The organism is Flavobacterium sp. Root420 (assembly GCF_001427905.1).
Lineage (GTDB): Bacteria > Bacteroidota > Bacteroidia > Flavobacteriales > Flavobacteriaceae > Flavobacterium.
Window position 1 is genome coordinate 37,890 of record NZ_LMEF01000008.1, and the last position, 18,712, is coordinate 56,601.

Sequence of the window (18,712 nt, forward strand, 5' to 3'; positions counted from 1 at the left end):
TTAAGGATCTTAAATCACTGTAATCTATTAATTTGTGGCAAAAATCTAAAATCCAAGAATCAATTTGGCCACTCCAAAGTAGAGCATAATTCCAAAAACGTCATTGGTTGTTGTAATAAACGGACCTGTCGCAATTGCGGGATCGATTTTATTTTTATGAAGAAAAAGAGGCACTAAAGTTCCTAAAGTCGCAGCGAATAAAATCACTACAATCATCGAAATTGAAATCGCCATTCCCACTAAATATTGTTGGTACATAATCGAATGATATCCTAAAAGAAGTAATGAGATAATACTTCCGGAAATCATCGATACAGAAATCTCTTTACTAAAATAACCTCGGCTGAATTCTTTTAAAGTTCCGTTTGCCAAACCTTGTACCACAATCGCAGAAGCCTGAACCCCAATATTTCCGGCTGTAGCCGAAAGCAATGGAACAAAAATAATTAAAGTGGAATATTTTTGAAATGTTGCTTCGTTTCCTTTCAATACAAAAGAAGCCACAATTTCGATTACCATACCAATTAACAACCATGGTAAACGCGCTTTGGTTAACTCCAAAACACTATCGTTTGATTCAACGTCTTGTGTAATACCCGCTGCCAACTGGTAATCTTTGTCGGCTTCGTCCTTGATTACGTCTACGATATCATCAATTGTAATTCTTCCGACCAAACGACCGAGTTCATCCACAACAGGAATAGCCTCCAAATCGTATTTTTGCATGATACGTGCTACCTCAACATCTTCAGTATCAACATTTACAAAATTTAATTTTCTGATATAGATGTCACCAATTTGTGTTTTAGTCGAAGTCGTCAACAAATCTTTTAATGATAATCTCCCTTTTAAGCGGTTTTCATCATCGACCACATAAATCGAATGTACTCTGGAAACATTTTCTGCCTGAATACGCATTTCTTTTACGCAAGTCAGTACATTCCAATTTTCATTGACTTTTACCAACTCTTTTCCCATCAAACCACCTGCAGAATTTTCGTCGTAACGCAACAAATCGACAATGTCTTTTGCGTGTTCGACGTCAAGCATTTCCGAAATTACTTCGGCTTTGATTTCTTGTGAAAGTTCACCGATAATATCGGCCGCATCATTGGTTTCAAGCTCATCAAGCTCTTCAGCAATTTCTTTAGGCGAAAGTCGGCTTAAGATGTTTTCACGCAAATCATCTTCTAACTCAAGAAGAATTTCTGCTGTTTTATCACTATCTAAAACCCTGAAAATATAAGTTGCTTCGTCGAAATCCAGCTCGTCCAGGATTTCGGCAATATCGGCGTGGTGCAAATCGTTTAATAAAACTTCAAGTTCTTTGTCGTTTTTATTAACAATATGCTCTTCTAATTGGTGGATTAATTCTTTGCTAACTTTGAACTCCATCGGCTTCTATTTTTTGAGTCAGTTCAATAAATTCTTCTACACTAAGTTGCTCGGGACGTTTATCAAAGATAGTGTCTAATCGCAAATCATCAGTTAAATTTAATGTTTTCAAACTGTTACGTAATGTTTTTCGTCTTTGCTGAAAAGCAGTTTTCACTACCGTAAAGAACAACTTTTCACCACATGGAAGACTATAATCTTCCTTTCGGGTCATTTTCATCACACCCGACTTCACCTTGGGCGGAGGAATAAAAACATTTTCGTCAACAGTAAACAAATACTCAGTAACATAGAAAGCCTGGGCTAAAACAGATAAGATTCCGTAAGCCTTCGAGCCTTTTTTCTCGCAGATTCGCTCCGCAACTTCTTTTTGAAACATTCCCGAAAACTCTGGAATCTGATCTCTAAACTCTAATGTTCTAAAAACAATCTGAGTCGAGATATTATAAGGAAAGTTGCCAATTATAGCGAATTGTTTGTCTTTGTAAACTTCATTGATATTGTATTTCAGAAAATCCTGAGAGATAATCTGATCTTTTAATTTCGGATAATTTTCACCCAAATACGTCACAGATTCGGTATCGATCTCAATCACGTGCGTATTAATTGGTTTGTCAAGCAAATACTTAGTCAACACACCCATTCCTGGTCCTATTTCCAGAACCTCATCGTATCCTTTTAAGCTCAAGGTATCAGCAATTGCTTTTGCAATACTTTCATCTTTTAAGAAGTGTTGTCCTAAATGTTTTTTGGCCTTTACTTTTTCCATTATATATTTTATTTACCGCGAAGGCACTATGGTTCTTTTGCCACTAAGTCGCTAAGACACCAAGTTTATTTTTTATTTCTTATTTTGCCACGAAGGCTCGAAGACGCAAAGTTTTATTTTTTATCGTTACGATCAATTACAATCTGAAAATTATCTTTGTTTTTATCTACCTTATTTTTCACAGGAAATTTACTTATTCTCTCACTTAAACGCAGAAAACTATAAATTCTTTCTACCTTCGACAACTTCAAAAATTCCTCTTGCTGCTGTCTATTGCTCTCTTCTTTTGTTTGAAATCGAATTTCCATACTAATTTTATTAATGAAATCTGATCCCAATAGCTATTGGGAGAGACTGAAAACTCAAATTAATGTTCTGAAATAACTTCCAGTTCCGTTCTGAAAGAAAGCATTTTGTCTGCGAACAATTCTAAAGCTTCTTTGTGAAATGCCGGTTCGTCTTCAATATAATATTGATCCAGTGTTTCTTTACTATCAGTAACATATTGAACTGAATAGGTAATGCCGCCCATCTCTTCTTCAATTAAAACCCTGACAATTCTTGCAGACGAAAACTTTTCTGTTGCCAGAATTTCAGGTATGTGTTTTTCCTGCATCCACTTTAACCATTGGTCATGAACGCTTTCGTGTATATTGGTGGTAACGTTGTAAATTATCATTTTTTAAAGGTTCTGAGATTCTAAGGTTCTAAGGTTCTGAGCTTTTTTCTTCTTAAAATCTTAAAACAAATCGTCATATTATTAATTCTATTCTTTTTGGAATTTGGAATTTGCTTTTTGGAATTTTACAAATTCTTATCTCCTCTTAACTCACGGTATTTTTTTCTGGCATCAACAAAGTAAATACTGTCCTGATGGTTAAAAATTACCTTTTCATACAAAGCTTTTGCTTTTTCAATATCTTTTAATTCGCCGTTGTAAATTTCTGCCGAAAAAAACAATGCTTCATCAACATAAATTCCGTCGCTATGATGGTCAATGATCTGCTGGTATTGGCTTAAAGCCGAATTATAATCCTTCAGACTTTCGTAAATTTTACCTAAACGCAACATTGTTACAGCTTCTATTTCCTGTCCTTTATAAGTTTTCAGAATGTTCTGAAACTGTGTAATCGCTTCTTGTTTTTTATTCTGATAAATTAAAAAATCACCTTTTGCAAACTGCTTCAATGCTGTTTGTGTCGAATCGGCAACGGTGTTGTCATTTATCAATAAAAAATATTCCAGAGCATCGTTGGCAATCAGCTGCGTGTTAGCCGACTTTAATTCTTTGAACTGTTTTAAAGCCCATTCAAAATCAGTTTTATAATAACTTGTTTTTGCTGCTTTCAAACTCGCTTCGTGCGACATCACATCATTCTTTAAATCCAATTGAATCTGCGAATAATAAATTAACGCCTGATTGAACTTTTCCTGCAAAAGCAAAATATCTCCCAACTCCATTTTAGCATCTGCTTCCTGGTAATCATTCAAATTAAGCTCTAAGGCCTTTTTTACAATTGCGATACCCTCTTCTGGCTTTTTTAAATTAAATGCCTTAAAATGCGCCTGAATTAATTGCAAAGATAAGGTAAAAGGAGTTATTTCATAGGTTGTAAGCAATTGTTGTAATTCAGCATCGATTATTGGATACTCTTTTTCCTGTGCTTTATCAATTTTAATTTCCATTAAATAGTAATTGGTCTGCACCAATAAATCTAAATCTTTGGTATTAAGAAGAATAAAGTTCAGAATTTCAGCCGCCGTCTCTGTGTCATCTTCGTTTAGTGCAAACTGACTTAGATTGACAATGCTTGAAAGCGACTCAGGTTCGCGCTTGTAAATCGCTTTTTCCTGAATAAAAGCTTTGCCAAATTCCTTCTGTTGTACATAAAACCAGCTTAAATAGTGATTCCAAAATACATCCTGATCTTTTTGCGTTTTTAGAATTAATGCTTTTCGCATTGCATCTTTAAAAGCCGTATTGTCGGTTTCGCCGTTCATAAAACGCGATAATTGTGTCTGAATCAAATTGGCATTTTGCGGATTCTGATAAGATTCCGTAAGTAAAAGATCAATCATTTGATCGGTCTTTCCTAACTGGCCATATAACATTCCGATTTGGAAATTGAAATTGTAATTGGGCTGGACCTGCATTGCCGTTTGATAGGCTTTTAACGCATATTCCAGCAATACTTTTTTCTCGAAAGAATTCCCGATTCCGTAAACATCGTTCGCATTTGTTTTGATTTTTTCGATAGCCTGATCGTAGTAATTTTTGGCTTTTGAATCGTTTTTCTGAAGCTGGAAATTATACCCTAATTCCACTAAAAAAACACCTTGTTTGTATCTGTTATAACGATCCTGAATCATTTTTTCAGCCAAAGCAAATTGCTGCAGTTGCTGATAACAATCAACCGTTCTTAAAAAATATTGGGTATTTGATGGTGCGCTGTTTAAAAGCTCTTCGTAACTGATCTTCGCTTTTTCAAAATCACCTTTATCATAGTAATATTGAGCCAGTTGCTCATTTTGAGAGAATACAAAACCGGACCACAACAAAACGATATAAATAAGGATGTTTTTCATATTTCAGTTTTTTAGTCAGTCTCAGTTTTTGCACGCAATCTACTGTAAACTGTGACTGCGACTGTAAACTACTATTTAATTTCAACCTTTGATTTCCAAACAATCAAAGTTAAGCCAATTAATATAAAAGGGATACTTAAAATTTGTCCCATATTGATCAGCATATTATTCTCAAAACTTTCTTGATTTTCCTTAAAAAATTCGATTAAAAACCGGGCTAAAAACAACAGTGCCAGAAAAGTCCCAAATAGTAAACCGCTTGCTTGTTTTGTTCTTTCTGATTTATACATCCAAAATAAAATTCCAAAAATCAATAAATACGAAAATGCCTCATACAATTGCGTTGGATACCTCGGAATTAAATCATCTCGTTGAAAAACAACTCCCCAATTTCCATTTGTAGGTTTTCCGTAGATTTCAGAATTCATAAAATTACCCAGCCTGATAAAAGCCGCTGTAACCGGAACTCCAATTGCCATTCTGTCCAACAGCCATAAAAAATTCACTTTATACTTTTTGCAATATAAAATTATAGCAATTAAAACCCCGATTGTACCCCCATGACTCGCTAATCCCTGAAAACCAACAAACTTATAAACGCCGCCTATTTTCTGAATAGGCAAAAGAATTTCGATTGGATGTTTCAAAAAATATTCAGGTTCATAAAAAATACAATGTCCTAATCGGGCTCCTAAAATTGTACCTACAATTACATAAACCAACAGACTATCCAGATTATTTAAGGGCAACTTCTCTTTTTTATAAATATTTCTGACAATATAATACCCAAGTAAAAGTCCGGAAGCAAAAAGAGCACCATAATATTTCAAAGGAAAACTATCTGTAATCATAACAATAACAGGATCTACATTCCAATTTAATACTGCGCTCATATCTGGTTCTTTTTAAAGTATCCCGTTTCAGTCTCAGTTTTCAGAGTGTGACTGAATACTGAGACTGTACTGTAAACTAGTTAATCTATAATATCAAATCCGCAGTAAGGGCGTAAAACTTCTGGGATTACGATTCCTTCCGGCGTTTGGTAATTTTCTAAAATTCCGGCCAAAACTCTTGGCAAAGCCAATGAACTTCCGTTAAGTGTATGCGCCAATTGGTTTTTTCCGTCTTTGTCTTTAAAACGTAATTTCAAACGATTGGCCTGGAAAGTCTCAAAATTAGAAACTGAACTAATTTCTAACCAACGATCCTGCGCTGTAGAAAACACTTCAAAATCATATGTCAAAGCCGATGTGAATCCCATATCGCCACCGCATAGACGTAAAACACGGTATGGTAATTTCAATTCCTTCAAAATATCTTTTACGTGCTCCACCATTCCATCAAGTGCCTGATAAGAATTATCCGGATGTTCGATACGTACGATTTCTACTTTATCAAATTGATGCAAACGGTTTAATCCGCGTACGTGTGCTCCATAAGAACCTGCCTCACGACGGAAACATGGTGTATAAGCCGTATGTAAAACGGGTAATTCGCTTTCGTTTAAAATAACATCACGAAATAAATTCGTAACCGGAACCTCAGCCGTTGGAATCAAATATAAATCATCAATGGTTGAATGGTACATTTGACCTTCTTTGTCTGGCAATTGTCCTGTTCCGTAACCTGAAGCCTCGTTTACCAAATGCGGTACCTGAACTTCATTGTATCCTGCAGCTGTATTTTTATCTAAGAAATAGTTAATTAAGGCACGCTGCAAACGAGCACCTTTTCCTTTGTACACCGGAAAACCTGCGCCTGTAATTTTTACACCCAATTCAAAATCGATAATATCGTATTTCTTTACCAATTCCCAGTGAGGTTGTGCATTTTCATGCAAAACCGGAATATCACCTTCCTGAAAAACATTCAAATTATCATCCGGAGTTTTTCCTTCAGGAACAATATCAGCCGGAAGGTTTGGCAATGTGTATAATTTATTCGTCAATTCGGTTGCCAAAGCTTCTGCTTTTTCACCTAATTCTTTACTTTTTTCTTTTAATGAAACGGTTTTTTCTTTTAAGATTGCGGCTTTAGACTTCTCCCCCGCTTTCATTAATTCGCCTATATCTTTGGATAATTTATTAGATTCAGCTAAAGTATTGTCTAATTCTACCTGTGTAGCACGACGGTTTTCGTCTAATTGCACGACCTCTTCAACAACGCTTTTAGCATCGATATTTCGTTTTGCTAAAGCCTTGATTACTTTCTCCTGATTCTCTCTAATAAATGCGATTTGTAACATAGCTTTGTGTTTATAACTAGTATTTTTATATAAAGGAAGCAAATTTAAGGAAATGTTTGCTAAGAATACGACAAAGTTTAAAAGGAAAAAGTTATTTCACAGAGATTCAAGAAGGTTTCACCGAGATATACAAAGTATTTTTTAAAATCTTTGCGAATCTCTATGTAATTCTTTGTGTATCTCTGTGAAATAAAAAGCAAAAAAAACGGAAACAGCCCTTAAGCCGTTTCCGTTTAGCTTCGTCTCAATTGAGATTCAGCAAATAAGATAGCATGAATTATCTTGTATAAACCGTGATAACACCAGCTGCATCTTTCACTTTTAATTCGTTAAGCGTAAGATTCAGGATATCCTGAGTTTTAGTTACACCATTTATAACGGTAGTTAGATTATTGTGTGATCTCGAATAAATCCCTGACTGAACTGTTAATGTACAAGCAGTTGTACTATAATCTCCAACGTTTGCTGTATTATCTAATTTTAGTTCTAAATAATCTTTGTTACATCCACTTTGATTTTCTGGTGCATCAGTCAATGTTTCTGTTCCGCTTATAACAGTTCCCGTTTTGCTAAGATCCCATTTTCCTGTTAGCGGAACTAGTGTTTCCCCTTCATTATCATCATTGCTGCAAGATGTTGTAAATAAGCCAATGCTTAGTATTAAGGCGAGTAATAATCTTTTCGTTTTCATGTTTGATTTCTTTAAATATTAATAATGCTAAAGTAATTTTAAAGTTTTCACAACGTGTTACATAAATTTTCCGACGTGTTACATAATTTCTAGAAGTCATGGAGCTTTACCACACAGATACACAAAGATTTTCCACGGAGTTGCACAGAGTATTAATACTTTGTGAATCTCTGTTAGATTAAAACTATTTCACAGAGATACACAAATAAAAAAACTGAGATACACAAAGAGGTTTTTACATATCCTTTGCGAACCTCTGTGAAAAATCTTTGTGTATCTCTGTGGAATAATCCTACTTACGCTCGACTAACAAATCTTTAAGTTCATTTGTTTTCAAAAAGGTTGCCAGGCGGCCGGCAAGCAATAAGACTTCTCTTTCTTCAGGAGCGATGCGTAGTTTGGTTTGAACATGAGAAGCAAATTCATATAAGATCAGGATTTCGCTTGCCGTTAATTCGTTGAATTTATCCCGGGTTAAAGTGGCCAAAATTACTTCGCCATCCTTATCTCTTTTAAAACTAAGCTCTCCAAACTGATCAATTAACTCTTTTTTGAAATTGGCATAAAACCGAAGCCAGGTCGAATAATCGTCGTCTGAACTTTTTAATTCGGTTACCAAGTCTTCATACTTCTGACCTTTATCCATCTTTAATAAATAATCCCGAAGCGTTGTAAAACCAATTACCTGATAATTCGAAACCGGAATTTTATAACGGTCCATTAGATTTTCGACATCTCTGTCAAAAGTGATATAACGCGTTTGAACAGTATATAACGATGCCGTTTCGAAAAGCGAAATCAGCTTGATTTTTTCATCGCTTATGTAAGGTTCTTTTTTTCCTTGTCCCAAACAATCAATAAAAAGTGCCCTTTTGTTTTTATTATCTACTTTAGAATCATCGCGCAGTAATTCGACTAAAGTTTTATATCCCATATTATCCGAAGCGCCGCCATCAATAATACATAATATTTTCTGCTGATTTTTAACCCCGAATTTTACTTTTGGCAAAACGCCCGGAAAAGCGGAACTCGCTGTAATGGCATAAGTAACCGGAAAATTAAAACCATCATTTACCTCATTATGATTTAACGGAATCGAAGCTCTGTTTGGTGCCAAAGACGAATTCAAATTCAAACCGCGAATAATGTGCGGCATAAACGGAATGCGTTCTCCGTTGTTATAAGCCGTTCCATTGGCCACCATCATCGGTAAACTGGGTGTGTTTTTACTTTCCTTCGGAACAAAAAAATCAGACATCAACATTTGAGTTGAAAACTTATTTGGATTGTCAGGATTTGTATTGTCGTATTGCAGAATCTCCGAATCTAGTCGTTGTGTCATCGAAATTTTATCTCCTTTTTCGTTTCGGCTATTGTTTAGAAGTGACAAAATCGTAGCCGATTTATCTACATAATCTTTGTAAGCATCAGCTTTGGAGAAATAAAACTCATTAAACGTACAATTGTCGTAATTGAGTTTGTTTTTTAGAATCGTTAAATAATACCCTGCCGAATAACAACCTCCGGAAACGGTCGAGAAATAATCGATTTCATTTAAAAAGTTGCGTTGCAGATTGTTTTCTTCAATTTCCTCTAACCCCAAAAGAACGCCCATACTAAAAAACTGCGCCCTCGAACCACCGCCTGAAATAGCAATTCCTAAAGCAATATTGGGATTTTGAAATTTGGTGTCACGATCCTGGACCGATTTATAATCATTTAAGGAAACACCTGGAATAGAACTATAATTGATCTCTGAGAAAAGGTTGATTTTATTTTGAGAAAAGCCTATTTCAATGAAAAGAAAAAGCAATAACTGCACGTATTTATATCTCATTTTGAATCAATTAAATCAATAATGCGAAGTTAATAAAGTTATTTCACAAAGTTACGTTAAGTTAACACAGCGATTCATTGAGTTTTTTTGATGTGAATGAATCTACTAAAGACACGATCCCGAAAATTCGGGACGGGGACAAAGTTTTTATTCTCAAAGATTGAATCTGCAAAAAACCTTAGAATCTTAGCAACTTAGAACCTTAAAATCTTGAAGCTACTCGACATTAAACAACCTTAAAATATACGAGAGTTCATATACAATAAACAGAATTGCCAGAATAGTATGAAAAGTTTTATTATGAAATTTTATCGCCACCAGACAAAACCCAACATGTGTTGCAATCCGGACATAATATTCGGTTTGATTGTATAAAAAGTAATTCCCGCCTTTTATGGCTGTATCTATCACGTCGGCAATAAAACTGATGGCCAGAATAGCAAAAAACCAATTTTTACGCGAATAAAAATAATCTTCATAACCGGTATAATCTACTAAATCATCAGGATACAAAATGGCACAGAGCAGATAATAAATCAGAATGTAGCAGATGATAAAAAAGTAATCTATAAAATACCATTCGGTTATCAACTTGAGATTAAACTCCCACCACCAAAAATGAATAATCAGCAAAAAAACATAAAACACCCAAAGCGAGTGCACAAAATAGAATTTCTTTCTCCCCGGATGCTGAATAAAAATAACCGAGCCTTTGATAAGATGCGTTAAACTCAACCCAAGAATGATTCCGATAATAGATTTGATATGCGTTAGTTCTTCCATAAAATGATATTGATTTTATAAAGAACTAAAATTAATTCAATTAATTCAGAAACAAGTATTTGTGGGTAAAAATTCACTACATCAGCTTAACCGCAAGGTTCGCAAAGAGTTTACGCAATGTTCGCAAGGGAAATTAAACTTTGCGTCTCCGCGACTTGGCGAGATTAAAACTAACCTCTTAGCGTGCCTTGCGTAAACTCTTTGCGAACCTTGCGGTTAAGCTTACTAAGCCCGTTTAATCTCATGCCCCACAAATTCCTCCAAGGTAGCAAACATATCATCTACCGAAAGCACTTCAAAGTCAGGGTGATTTTTTAGAAAATTAGCATTTAAAGTCACTAAATTTTCCTCCAATTCATAAAAAGTATCATTGTTCAAAGAATCACGAACCGGATTAACGCCTTCAAATTTTCCGCTTACAAATTTATTCAGCTTAACGCTGCTCATCAATTTGACTTTTTTGCTTTGTAGTTGAAATAACTCTAAGTGTTTTTCGGCGCCAATTAAAGCCAGTCCTTCTTCGATTAATTCGTTCAGTTCTTTATTCCAGGCCGATTTATAGACAAACTGCGCAAAATTTCCTTCGGCATATTGCGACCAGTAATAATCAAGATAATAACTCATTAAAGCATCCGGATGAATAAATTCGTCATCGACACCTTCCTCCCGCATTAAATTGATAACCGAAATATTGGAATGAATAACATCATGAAGATTTTCACTATTCATTGCCGTTTCAGAAACTATTATTCTACCGAATTCTTCCATTTTGATTTGTTTTGAGATTGATTTGCAAATTTCAGTTAAATAGAAACAGAAAAGAAATACAATCTGATTTATATCGCATCAGATCCGTCTGTATGCTGCTTTTCATTCATTTTTGCCACCAAAACTTTCAAACGCAAGGCGCGTTCTCTTTTTTCTTCCTGAAGTTTAGCCTTCTTCCGATTCAGCAATTTGGTATGCAAAGCCTTGTTTTTCGTATTTTTTTCAGGTCCTTTTGCCATGATTTCTATGCAAATATAAGAAATTGAATGACAATAAGATTTTGGGCGTTCCCTCCGGTCGGGCTATTCGCTGCAAGTCCTCGCACTTCCTTCGTCAGGCTGTGGGCTTTCCGCTGCTATCCCTAACGCTCACGTTTTCATAAGAAGATTTAGTTTTGTGAGATTATTTTGTACTATTAAATTGAGTATTTTAGCTTGAAATAATCAAACCTGTCATATGATTAAAAAATACATTTTGTTCTTTTTCTTAATAGTAATAGGATGTCAACCGCCAAAAAAGAATCATGATTTTACTTTCTTTAAATGGAATATTCACGAATCTTATTACTTAAAGTTCAATTCATCTGACACACTTTACTTTATTAATACTTATCCATTGGAAGAACAAACTTCTTTTACTATTTTAAATGAAGAAGAAAAGGAAAAAATCCAAAGCACTTTAGATATTATATCTTTTCCAAAAGAAAAAGAGTTTGCAAGTTCCGTTGATGACGGAGAAACTTTTGCTTTTGAATTAAAAGGCAAAAAACAATCAAAGCAACTTAAAATTCATGGTCACCAAGGCCCAAATCAATTTTGGCTATTCGGAAAATCATTAGAAACAATTAAAGACCAGCATACTTTCATTAAAATCAATAAAAAGTTTGATTTAAGTGAATTTAATAAAATGATTCTTTCTCCACCACCACCAATAATTTGCAATCAATGTCCGCAACGATGAAAAAAACACATCTAATCTTCATTCTATTTTTAATCGGCTTGAATTCTCACTCCCAAGAAAACAAAACGATTCAAAAACTAGATACAGAACTTCAAAAATGTTTAGATGATACAGGGAACAATATGTTGAGCTGTACACTTGAATATTACAACAAAATAGACGAACAACTTAACATAACATACAAAAAAATCAGAGCTATATTAAGCAAACCAGAGCAGGAAAAATTAAAAAACAAACAATTGGCATGGCTTAAAAAAAGAGATCTACATTTTAAAAAAGTTGAAGCCGAAACTGCAAAAGAACTGGATGGAGACAATGCTTCACAAGATTACAGGATGATCTGTTCTCATGAAAACGCTCTATTTGTGAGAGATAGAATTATGGAGTTAGAAAAAACATATTCAAAAAACTAAAATCAACTCAACCCAATGAATCTCCCAAAAAACCTAACCTTATTCTTCGTTTCTGGAGTTCTCTCTATTATAGCAGGAATAATTTACGCCATAATACTAATAAACGGCAACTCCGCAGAAGATGGCTTAATGGGAATTTATATTTTGTTTAGTTTGATTCCGGTTTCTTTAGTTTTATTAATTGATCGTCTTTTGGTTCGGAAGTTTGGGAATCAAAAAATAAATAAAGTGCAATTCTATTTTCTAGGATTTGTTATACTTTTATGGATTCTTAGGGCGATAGTAAATTTATAAGAATAAAAACTTATGATTTCAAGCCAATTAAAAAAACCAACCCCATGAAAAACCTCATAATCGCCATTATTTCGCTTTTATCATTTTCGATCTATTCCCAAAACCGTTACGAATTGCAGGATGAAGGCGCGGAAAAACTTTATCTTTCAAATTCTATCAGTGAAATGGCCGATCGAAAAATCATTACAACTGAACCAATTGTTGTAATTGATGGCGTTCCGTATCGTTTTCAGGATTTAGAGAAACAGAAACTCCCTTTGTCAAAAAAAGAAATTATAAATATTGTGCCTTTGGATAGAGAAAAAGGCATTAAAATTTATGGCTCTTTCGCAGAAGCGGGAGTTTTAATCGTAACTACAAACAGAAAGAAAAAATAGTTTCAATAAGCAACACAAAATGGAACCGACCTTTTTCGCAACTCAGGAAAAATTCAGGGCATGGCTACAAAAGCACCACCAAACAGAAACCGAATTATTAGTTGGTTTCTATAAAGTGAACAGCAAAAAACCTTCTATGTCCTGGTCAGAATCTGTAGATCAGGCACTTTGTTTTGGCTGGATCGACGGCGTTCGCAAATCAATTGATGAAGAAAGTTATACCATCCGGTTTACACCGAGAAAGAAAACCAGTATTTGGAGCGCCATCAACATCAAAAAAGTCGAAGAACTCACCAAAGCCGGACTCATGAAAGAAGCTGGTCAAAAAGCTTTCGACTTAAGATCAGAAGAACGTTCCCGAATTTATTCGCACGAAAAAGATCCTTCTTTTCTAACTTCTGAATTTGAAAAACAATTCAAAGCCAATAAAATAGCTTGGGAATACTTTAACCAGCAAGCACCATCCTACAAAAAAGTCATGATTCACTGGATTATGAGTGCCAAACAAGAAAAAACACAAGTTTCGAGATTGGAGAAAACGATAAAAGTTAGTGAGGAGCGGAAACGAATGCTGTAAAAATAACAAATGTTTATCAATTTGATTGAGCGACAAATAGTAACTTTATCCTCTTTCTTATAATTTAATTCATCAAAAAGTCAAACAATGGAAAACAGAACCACTTTACAATACTATGTTTTAGATGTATTCTCGAATAAAAGTTATAAAGGAAACCCATTGTCGGTTGTTTTTACAAATGGTGATTTAGAATTAGAAACCTATCAAAACATTTCAAAAGAATTTGGTTATTCTGAAACCTCCTTTATCTATTATTCAACAAAGAAAAAAGCGCTAAAGGTTCGTTCGTTTACCCCAACCGGAATCGAGATTGATGGGGCAGGACACAATTTACTGGGTGCGGTTTGTGGTGCCTTGCTAAAAAGAATGCCCATTTTTGAAGAGCAAAATGAAAGCGAACGTTTTGTTATCATGAAAAATTTATCTATTCCACTAACGGTAAGTTTTGATTCGATTACTTATGATCCGGTGGTACAAATGCATCAAAAATCGGCGGTTATTAAACAAGAAATCCCAACTTACAGAATTGCGGTAGCATTGGGTTTAAAAATTGAAGATCTGGACGTTAATGCCTTTGTTCCGACAATTGTAAAAACAGAAGTTGCACACACTATGGTTCCCATAAAAAACAGCCAGGTGCTCAATAGTATTGTGCCTGACAACCAACTTTTAATTGAAATATCAAAAGAATATCATTTTGAAGGATTTTATTGTTTCACCCCTGCTGATGAAAATCAGGAACACATAGTCGAAACAAGATTTTTCAACCCTATAATCGGGATATATGAAGATCCGGCTACCGGAACGGCCGCAGGTCCTTTAATTGGCTTTTTGACTCAAAAGAAATTCACTAAATCAGACAAAGAGTATAAAATTCTGCAAGGTGTCAAATTAAAACAGGCTTCTATGATTGAAGTTATGAATCGTGAGGAAGATATTTTAGTTGGTGGGTCGTCTATTATTACGATGCGTGGGGAATTATATTTATAAAAAAAAGCTGCATTAATGCAGCTTTCCTTTTCTATTTCTTAATCTCATGTGGCAATGTTTGTTTTTGCTGAGGGGGAATTCGTTTCTTTAAAAACAAAATCTGCCCTAAATGACTTGACTGATGTTCCATAACATGAAACCAGCAATACTGGTTTGTCCAGTCATACCTTTGCTGAACTTCGGCGAACCACGCGTCGTCTCTTTTCTTTAATTCCGAAATGGTTTTTGCCCGTACCTCATTATAAATATCCAAATAATACTGAATATCATGTCCTTTAAATTCATCTCTTCCGCCTTGGTCTAAATTTAAGGCTTTATCCCATTTTTTCTTTTCTTCTTCGTTAAATTCTCTGTTTTCAAAAGTAAAAACCTGATAGTATTTTTCGGCTGCAGCCAAATGCATTACAAGTGCTCCAATTCGGTTGGCCTCTTCATCATGCAAATAATCTATTTCATATTGATTCATGTTTTTAACGGTTCTTTCAACCCGATCTTTAAGATCTTCCAACATCGAAATCATGTCTGCAATTTTAGGTGAAGCATCTTCAACATTTCCAATCTTTGCCTCTTGTCTGGGTTTAATACCGTTTCCTTCCAGCAATAAACTAGTTTTTCCATCAACACTTGATTTATCCAAAGTAATTTTATATTCCTTTACTTTAACAATCGCATCTTTAGAAATACCTAAACCCCATTTTGGAATATCGTCAGTTTTTATCGGAATTTCAAAACTTGAATTTAAGACTGCGAGAGGCTCAAAAACTCCTTTTGCATTTTCAATCAGCAATTCAAATTTATCAAAATAAAATTTTCCATTATACAAGCACAAACCTCCAAAACTTAGCGATTTACTATTCTTATCGATCGTTCCTTCTACTGTATAAGATTGCCACTCTTTTGATTTTACTGGTCTGTCTCTCATGTTGTCAAAAAAACCATCTTCGTCATTTTTAGTGTCTACTCTTGCCCATACTCCAGCCCATGCTTTTGGTTCAGTACTTTCAACTTTAACAGAAGCAATTACTTTAAATTTCTTAGGTGAAGTCGTTTGAATATCAATTGTCTGATTGAAAGAAGTCCAATCGCTGGAAATCGTCTTTTGTGTTTGAGCCCCGGTAAAAACAAAACTTAAAAACAATAATAAACTAGTAACTTTTTTCATTGTCCGTATTTTTAGAATTCTTTGTAAATATAAAATTGTTTTTTAAGGAAAAAACTTAATATTCTTTAAATTTTAAAACAAAAACAAAAAAAAGCCGCATTTAAAAATGCAGCTTTATGTAAATCAAAAATTATTTTTTTAGTTCGTTTTCATAGGCGGTAAATCAAACGCAACAGAATCGTGTTCGAAATTATTGCGGTGTCCACCATCGCAAAAAGGTTTGTTTGCAGATAATCCGCAACGGCAAAGTCCTAATGCAGATCTTCCCTGAAGTCCGTAAACTGTTCCTTCTGAATCCATGATTTCAAAATCACCTTCGATTTTGATTGATCCGTTTTTATTGATGATAAGTTTTGTCTTGCTCATAAAATTGTCTTTGTTTTTTTCAGGGCAAAGGTTGCAAAATATATCTTTATTTATAAGATGCAAACGTAGTTTAAACTGGTTCTATTTTATGGGGGTTGTCTCACAGAGTCACACAGAGATTTTCGCAGAGATACGCTAAGATTTTTGTTTGATTTCATTAAAAAAATCGCGCAAAGACGCAAAGGCGCAAAGTTTTATTTTCTTGGCGCCTTTGCGTCTTTGCGCGATTAATTAGCTTTTTCTTAAAACTCTCCGCGAATCTCGACGCTTTTTCTTTGTGAATCTCCGCGAAATAACAAATTCTCAATTCTATTGCTTATTTTTGCACTCAATAAAATTGAAAGATGATACAGAATCCAAAAAGATATACTATTACGGCAGCCTTACCTTACACCAACGGACCTATTCATATTGGGCATTTGGCGGGGGTTTACGTGCCTGCAGATATATATTCGAGATACTTGCGTTTGCAAGGAAAAGACGTTGCATTTATCTGCGGAAGCGATGAACATGGCGTTGCAATTTCGATGAAAGCAAAAAAAGAAGGAGTTACGCCACAAGAAGTTATTGATAAATACGACGGAATTATCAGAAAATCATTTGCTGATTTCGGAATTTCATTTGATAATTATTCTCGTACTTCGGCTAAAATTCACCATGATACAGCTCAGGAATTCTTTAGGACTTTGTATGATAACGGTGATTTTATTGAAGAAGTAACGGAACAATTGTACGATGCAAAAGCAGATCAGTTTTTGGCGGATCGTTTTGTGGTTGGTACTTGCCCGAAATGTGACAATCCGGAAGCTTACGGCGATCAATGCGAAAAATGCGGGTCGACTTTGAATGCGACCGATTTGATTAATCCGAAATCGACTATTACCGGAGAAACTCCGATTTTAAAATCTACAAAACACTGGTTTTTACCTCTAGACAGATATACTGATTTCTTAACAGAATGGATTTTAGTCGGACATAAAAACGACTGGAAACCGAATGTTTACGGTCAGGTAAAATCATGGGTTGATGGTGGATTAGAACCTCGTGCGGTAACGCGTGACCTTGATTGGGGAATTGATGTTCCGGTTGAAGGTGCCGAAGGAAAAAAATTATACGTTTGGTTTGATGCGCCTATCGGATATATTTCGTCTACGAAAGAATGGGCGGCGCGCGAAGGAAAAGACTGGGAACCGTATTGGAAAGATGAAGAAACCAAACTGGTTCACTTTATCGGGAAAGACAATATCGTTTTTCACTGTATCATTTTCCCGGCGATGCTTAAAGCTGAAGGAAGTTATATCTTACCTGACAATGTTCCTGCAAATGAGTTTTTGAATTTGGAAGGGAACAAACTTTCGACTTCTAAAAACTGGGCAGTTTGGCTCCACGAATATTTAGAAGAATTTCCGGAGAAACAAGATGTTTTGCGTTACGCATTAACTTCAAATGCTCCAGAAACTAAGGATAACGATTTTACGTGGAAAGATTTCCAAGCCAGAAACAATAACGAATTGGTAGCAATTTTTGGAAACTTCATTAATCGTGTTGTGGTTTTAACCAACAAATATTACGACGGAATTATTCCGACACCAAATGAATTTTCAGAAGTTGATGAGCAAACTTTAGCCGAGTTAAAAGCCTATCCGGCTGTGATTTCGAGTTCAGTAGAGCGTTACAGATTCCGTGAAGCTTTGGGTGAATTGATGAATGTTGCCCGTTTAGGAAATAAATATCTTGCTGACGAAGAGCCTTGGAAAGTTATGAAAGACAATCCGGAGCGTGTAAAAACGCAAATGTATGTGGCGTTGCAAATTGCTGCTGCGTTAAGTGTTTTGGCTGAACCGTTTTTACCCTTTACATCAGCTAAACTTTCTAAAATCCTTAATTTAAGTGATCTTAAAGAGCATTTTGAAGGATTTAGCAAATTTCTTAAAGAGAAAAATCGTGATGCAAAAGACATCATTATTGATAAAACACTAGGTTGGAACGATATTGCTGAAAATTCAGATTTAATTCCGGCAGGACATAAAATTGGCGAAGCAGAATTGCTTTTTGCCAAAATAGAAGACGAAGAAATACAAAAACAAATAGATAAATTGGAAGCTACTAAAACAGCCAATCTTGCAGAAAGCAAACAGCCGGAGCCACAAAAAGAATTGATTCAGTTTGAGGATTTCGCTAAAATGGACATTCGTGTTGGTACTATTCTGGAAGCAGAAAAAATGCCAAAAGCCAATAAACTTTTAGTTCTTAAAGTGGATACTGGAATTGACGTTCGTACCATCGTTTCCGGAATTGCTGAAAGCTTTTCGCCAGAAGAAATTATCGGAAAACGTGTTTCTGTATTAGCTAATTTAGCGCCAAGGGCTTTACGTGGTGTCGAAAGTCAGGGAATGATTTTGATGACTACAAATGCTGAAGGGAAATTGGTCTTTATCAACCCGGATGCTGATGCACCAAATGGTGAAACGGTAAACTAAAGTTTTATACTACTATAAA

The 18,712-nt window shown here is 35.0% G+C and carries 21 protein-coding genes; 7 read left to right on the forward strand and 14 right to left on the reverse strand.

The features are described 5' to 3' along the window. Positions 1-45: 45 nt before the first annotated feature. The 12 genes from mgtE to ASC72_RS24215 all read right to left on the reverse strand — a co-directional run bounded on the left by mgtE (position 46) and on the right by ASC72_RS24215 (position 11,313). A complete protein-coding gene (gene mgtE / locus ASC72_RS06550) occupies positions 46-1,395 on the reverse strand; it encodes a magnesium transporter (RefSeq protein WP_056188640.1) in 1,350 nt (449 codons plus the stop codon). Beyond that, positions 1,379-2,164 carry a 16S rRNA (adenine(1518)-N(6)/adenine(1519)-N(6))-dimethyltransferase RsmA gene (gene rsmA / locus ASC72_RS06555; RefSeq protein ID WP_056188643.1) on the reverse strand — a complete coding sequence of 262 codons (786 nt, stop codon included), beginning with the start codon at positions 2,162-2,164 and terminating at the stop codon, positions 1,379-1,381. The genes mgtE and rsmA overlap by 17 nt, the downstream gene beginning before the upstream one ends. A gap of 113 nt (positions 2,165-2,277) precedes the next feature. Further along, positions 2,278-2,472 carry a hypothetical protein gene (locus ASC72_RS06560; protein ID WP_056188777.1) on the reverse strand — a complete coding sequence of 65 codons (195 nt, stop codon included), beginning with the start codon at positions 2,470-2,472 and terminating at the stop codon, positions 2,278-2,280. 59 nt (positions 2,473-2,531) lie between these two features. Next, positions 2,532-2,843, reverse strand: a complete 312-nt coding sequence (locus tag ASC72_RS06565; RefSeq protein ID WP_056188645.1) for a DUF4286 family protein — start codon at positions 2,841-2,843, stop codon at positions 2,532-2,534. 125 nt (positions 2,844-2,968) lie between these two features. Then, complete coding sequence (locus ASC72_RS06570; RefSeq protein ID WP_056188648.1) at positions 2,969-4,750, reverse strand: tetratricopeptide repeat protein; 1,782 nt, start codon at positions 4,748-4,750, stop codon at positions 2,969-2,971. Between the two features lie 71 nt (positions 4,751-4,821). Next, a complete protein-coding gene (gene lgt, locus ASC72_RS06575; protein ID WP_056188651.1) occupies positions 4,822-5,643 on the reverse strand; it encodes a prolipoprotein diacylglyceryl transferase in 822 nt (273 codons plus the stop codon). Between the two features lie 80 nt (positions 5,644-5,723). Next, on the reverse strand, positions 5,724-6,995 hold the full coding sequence (gene serS, locus ASC72_RS06580; protein WP_056188654.1) for a serine--tRNA ligase: 1,272 nt from the start codon (positions 6,993-6,995) through the stop codon (positions 5,724-5,726). A gap of 277 nt (positions 6,996-7,272) precedes the next feature. Next, complete coding sequence (locus ASC72_RS06585; RefSeq protein ID WP_056188658.1) at positions 7,273-7,686, reverse strand: lipocalin family protein; 414 nt, start codon at positions 7,684-7,686, stop codon at positions 7,273-7,275. A gap of 292 nt (positions 7,687-7,978) precedes the next feature. Next, positions 7,979-9,523 carry a patatin-like phospholipase family protein gene (locus ASC72_RS06590; RefSeq protein WP_056188662.1) on the reverse strand — a complete coding sequence of 515 codons (1,545 nt, stop codon included), beginning with the start codon at positions 9,521-9,523 and terminating at the stop codon, positions 7,979-7,981. A 216-nt stretch (positions 9,524-9,739) separates the two neighbouring features. After that, positions 9,740-10,306, reverse strand: coding sequence for a hypothetical protein (locus ASC72_RS06595; RefSeq protein WP_056188665.1), 567 nt, complete (start codon positions 10,304-10,306; stop codon positions 9,740-9,742). 225 nt (positions 10,307-10,531) lie between these two features. Then, positions 10,532-11,074, reverse strand: a complete 543-nt coding sequence (locus ASC72_RS06600; RefSeq protein ID WP_056188668.1) for a hypothetical protein — start codon at positions 11,072-11,074, stop codon at positions 10,532-10,534. A 68-nt stretch (positions 11,075-11,142) separates the two neighbouring features. After that, the gene (locus ASC72_RS24215) at positions 11,143-11,313 is read right to left on the reverse strand and encodes a hypothetical protein (protein WP_198528485.1); all 171 of its coding nucleotides are present in this window, start codon (positions 11,311-11,313) and stop codon (positions 11,143-11,145) included. Positions 11,314-11,689: 376 nt separating this feature from the next. Here ASC72_RS24215 and ASC72_RS06605 point away from each other — a divergent pair, with 376 nt between their 5' ends. The 6 genes from ASC72_RS06605 to ASC72_RS06630 all read left to right on the forward strand — a co-directional run bounded on the left by ASC72_RS06605 (position 11,690) and on the right by ASC72_RS06630 (position 14,685). Then, positions 11,690-12,034 carry a hypothetical protein gene (locus ASC72_RS06605; protein ID WP_131725785.1) on the forward strand — a complete coding sequence of 115 codons (345 nt, stop codon included), beginning with the start codon at positions 11,690-11,692 and terminating at the stop codon, positions 12,032-12,034. Beyond that, positions 12,031-12,447 (forward strand): lysozyme inhibitor LprI family protein, encoded by a 417-nt coding sequence (locus ASC72_RS06610; RefSeq protein ID WP_056188674.1) that lies wholly within the window; start codon positions 12,031-12,033, stop codon positions 12,445-12,447. The genes ASC72_RS06605 and ASC72_RS06610 overlap by 4 nt, the downstream gene beginning before the upstream one ends. Positions 12,448-12,462: 15 nt before the next feature. After that, the gene (locus ASC72_RS06615; protein ID WP_056188677.1) at positions 12,463-12,741 is read left to right on the forward strand and encodes a hypothetical protein; all 279 of its coding nucleotides are present in this window, start codon (positions 12,463-12,465) and stop codon (positions 12,739-12,741) included. 44 nt (positions 12,742-12,785) lie between these two features. Beyond that, positions 12,786-13,118 carry a hypothetical protein gene (locus ASC72_RS06620; RefSeq protein WP_056188680.1) on the forward strand — a complete coding sequence of 111 codons (333 nt, stop codon included), beginning with the start codon at positions 12,786-12,788 and terminating at the stop codon, positions 13,116-13,118. Between the two features lie 19 nt (positions 13,119-13,137). Continuing rightward, positions 13,138-13,695, forward strand: coding sequence for a YdeI family protein (locus tag ASC72_RS06625; RefSeq protein ID WP_056188684.1), 558 nt, complete (start codon positions 13,138-13,140; stop codon positions 13,693-13,695). 87 nt (positions 13,696-13,782) lie between these two features. Beyond that, positions 13,783-14,685, forward strand: coding sequence for a PhzF family phenazine biosynthesis protein (locus ASC72_RS06630; protein ID WP_056188687.1), 903 nt, complete (start codon positions 13,783-13,785; stop codon positions 14,683-14,685). Between the two features lie 31 nt (positions 14,686-14,716). On the opposite strand, the gene ASC72_RS06635 is transcribed toward ASC72_RS06630, so the two are convergent. After that, positions 14,717-15,847 carry a DinB family protein gene (locus tag ASC72_RS06635; RefSeq protein WP_056188690.1) on the reverse strand — a complete coding sequence of 377 codons (1,131 nt, stop codon included), beginning with the start codon at positions 15,845-15,847 and terminating at the stop codon, positions 14,717-14,719. Positions 15,848-15,985: 138 nt separating this feature from the next. Continuing rightward, a complete protein-coding gene (locus ASC72_RS06640) occupies positions 15,986-16,213 on the reverse strand; it encodes a CDGSH iron-sulfur domain-containing protein (RefSeq protein ID WP_026984188.1) in 228 nt (75 codons plus the stop codon). A gap of 344 nt (positions 16,214-16,557) precedes the next feature. Here ASC72_RS06640 and metG point away from each other — a divergent pair, with 344 nt between their 5' ends. Beyond that, the gene (metG, locus tag ASC72_RS06645; RefSeq protein WP_056188695.1) at positions 16,558-18,693 is read left to right on the forward strand and encodes a methionine--tRNA ligase; all 2,136 of its coding nucleotides are present in this window, start codon (positions 16,558-16,560) and stop codon (positions 18,691-18,693) included. Positions 18,694-18,712: the final 19 nt, after the last annotated feature.